The organism is Bartonella sp. AD328YNZD (assembly GCF_042196425.1).
This window is the reverse complement of the sequence record NZ_JBHIQG010000294.1, coordinates 1-3,031: the sequence shown is the minus strand read 5'-3', so window position 1 is coordinate 3,031 and position 3,031 is coordinate 1. Positions and strand designations below refer to the sequence as shown.

At 41.0% G+C, this 3,031-nt stretch carries 3 protein-coding genes and 2 pseudogenes; all 5 read right to left on the bottom strand.

Annotation, left to right across the window (positions count from 1 at the left end; all coding sequences use genetic code 11):
• Positions 1–305, bottom strand: a pseudogene (locus tag ACFIO3_RS10830) (P-type DNA transfer ATPase VirB11); the annotation flags it as partial.
• A complete protein-coding gene (virB10, locus tag ACFIO3_RS10825) occupies positions 280–1,440 on the bottom strand; it encodes a type IV secretion system protein VirB10 (protein WP_375608481.1) in 1,161 nt (386 codons plus the stop codon). The gene virB10 and the pseudogene ACFIO3_RS10830, both read right to left, overlap by 26 nt.
• Complete coding sequence (virB9, locus tag ACFIO3_RS10820) at positions 1,440–2,246, bottom strand: P-type conjugative transfer protein VirB9 (protein WP_375608477.1); 807 nt, start codon at positions 2,244–2,246, stop codon at positions 1,440–1,442. Before virB9 ends, virB10 begins: the two co-directional genes overlap by 1 nt.
• Before the next feature lie 13 nt (positions 2,247–2,259).
• Positions 2,260–2,958, bottom strand: a complete 699-nt coding sequence (locus ACFIO3_RS10815; RefSeq protein WP_375608478.1) for a virB8 family protein — start codon at positions 2,956–2,958, stop codon at positions 2,260–2,262.
• Positions 2,955–3,031 (bottom strand): annotated as a pseudogene (locus tag ACFIO3_RS10810) (TrwH protein); the annotation flags it as partial. The pseudogene ACFIO3_RS10810 and the gene ACFIO3_RS10815, both read right to left, overlap by 4 nt.

Sequence of the window (3,031 nt, the reverse complement as noted above, 5' to 3'; positions counted from 1 at the left end):
ACAGCTGGTGTTTGTATAATTGTACCACGTTGTCCACCAGGCAAGAGCACATAATTAATACTTCTGGGAGCCATACCATTATAAACGATAATAGCTGTAATAAGCGTTTGCAAAAAAGTGGTTGTTAATTCTGGCACGCTATATACCTGCCAACCCTTAAAGCTTTTTGTCCATACTTCACAGGGGCGGCAGATCGATAATTCAGTGATCTGCGGATCTTCTAAAAAATGATCAAGCGGTTGCAAAAGCTGAGAAACTGCTTGATCTTTCTGTATTGGGTTAACGTGTGACGAGACTGTAGACATCGCTGAAATCCAGATCACGAGCAACAAAGATGTTCACTCGTTCGCCTTGGTTTTTATAAAGTGTTGGTGCAATATTGATGGAACCTTGAAGAACATCGGTCACTATCGATTCAGCATTCTGAACACCTTGAGATTGAACATTTTGAGTTTGTGAATTCTCTTTACTATTTTTATTAATTTTGCTTCTTACCCATTCTCCTAAATCACCGATGATGCTGACCATAATGGCACTGCCAAATCGTTCCCAAAAGTGTCTATCAACCCAGCCGCCGATACCTGATTCACCAAGAGGACCTGTACCAGGTGAGTCAAGATTGACAACAACACCAGAAGGCGTTTCAATGCGTGACCATTGCACAAATACACGCGTTTGTCCTTGTTGTATGCCACTTTGGTAAAAACCAACAACTTTAGAACCACGGTCGAGCAAAACAACGCGACCACTTGTGGAGTAAATATCACGTGTTAGATGACATGTCGTCATGCCTGGTTGTGATGTGATGATCTTTGTTTCCAATGTGCAATCTATTTGTGTTCCTTGCGTAATCAAGAAGTCACGATTACGAAGTTGTGCTGCATGTGATTGACCTAAACGAACTGGTTGGAGACGGTCGAATAATGCGCCACTATTTCCATCATCATTCGATGCTTTTTTTGTCTCTGCAGATCCTTCACCCCCACCGTTGTTAAGGCTAGAACTGAGCATACGTCTGCGTGCTAATTCTTCAGAATCTTTAAGTAAATGTGAGGGAATGGTTGTTTGAAGAAGCTTACTCAAGGCTGGTGAAATATCCAAAGTTGAGTCTTCTGTTTGTGTTGGCTTATCTGCTTCTTCTACAAACTTTGGCTCTTCTATAACTCGGGGGGTATAGCTTGGTATAATTTGCTGTACTGTTTGTTGTGGTTTCTCTTCCTCCACTTCTACGGTGTCACGCATTTTAAAAGATTTCCAGGTCAAAGCAAGCGGTACCGCTATTATGACAATAAGTCCTACCATTAACAATGCGCGAGTACCTGGAATTGTCGGACGGCGTTCAGAACCTAGTTCCGATCCTCCATACACGCTTTCGACATGTCGTTGCTCTGCATTGTCTAGTCTTGTACCTTTCCCCTCTCCCTTCTCATTACCAAACATCATTTTCCTCCTTTATTGACGCGATGAACCACTGAAGATATTGTTCCAGTTGTATTTGGTATACCATTGGGATCATAGGCTTCATTAAAAACAGCTAAAGCACGTTTTCCAAGTCGTATAAGCCACTTAGGATTGACCTTATGAACGGCGATAATATCATTAGAACTGCCAACAACGGTACGTGGTATTAAGCTTTCATTCCCCTCAGCATCTACGACATAAATCGATGGCATGTCCATGTTAGCAGGAAACTTAAAGTAAGTAATACGCCCATTGTCCCAAGCATTTATTGGCGCAATATCTTGGTGACCGCTCATGGTGTAACTAAGATTATAACCTTTTACGCTTTGGTGAAAACCACGTTCAATTGCAAGCCGTTGATTGTTTGTGTCTGATTTTTCATCGTTTGAATTGGGATAATGGAAAGCCAATTCATAAGTTGCTCCTGCACGGTCATTGCGAAATTGCAGTCGGAATTTGTAACTTCGTTTATCAGTTACAACGATGAGATTGGTATTGGCAAGCTCTGCTTTTGGTTTAATAAAAATATGTCTTCCTTTATGCGCAAAGGCATAGGCCTCTGAATCACCAAAGGCATGAGTGATATACTGTTCACCTTCTTCAAGAATAATATGTGTTGCCACACCAAGAACTGTTTCAATTTGAACCACATCAGCTTCGTTATATGTTATATAGCGAATGCGATGATCATATTGTGAATTTGATGGGCTTTTGAGTGCTTGCACAGGCACCGTATAAAGAGAAGAAAACGAAGACAATAGAACAATGAATGCAAGTTTTTTCATAACAATCAATACCTTAATCATTCAATAGTATTTCTGGGTCAGAACGATAACTTGTCACTTGGAAACCAAGGGGGTTAAGCAATCGATCAGATGATTTCATAGGTGAACCAACATAAGTGTAGCCAATTGTTGCGATTTGGTGTTGTTTTGCTCCAGCAGCACCGGTGCTGTCATGCTGTTGGGTCGTAAAACGTACAGTTGCTTGACCGAGCCCATTAGGTTGGATTGATCGTACTTTAACTGTGATACGTGCTTTGTTAGACAGAACTTTATCCCGCGCATTTTCTCCTTCATAAATTTTTAAATATTCTTGTTGAACAGCTGCTGCGCTTAAAAGTGCTGTTGTGTCATAGTTCAGTTGAATGGTATCGTAGTCGTAAGTTTCGCGGTTAAGCACATATTGATTGAGCCAATATCTGTCTACAACTTCACCATAGCTGGTTTCATGTTCACGCATGATGGAGATAACATCAACTGCACCTGTTGCATTATCAACACGTAATACTAAAGGGGTGGGAGCTGGTTGAGAAAAACCGACAACTCCACATATCATACCAAATAAGCCAAAAAGACCAACAGCACCTGCTACACGCCATGCCGTCCTACGCGATCTTATAAACTCACTTATGAGATCACGTTCTAAACCTCGGCTTTCTTCATAATAACTATTTAATTGTTCGGCTTTCACTGGTTTTGTTTGTTTTGTTTTCATCTGTCTCCTCGCTTGATTTCGGCAGGGATTGTTTTATTAATGGGTACGCGGTTTCTATCATTTGGTTGCTTTA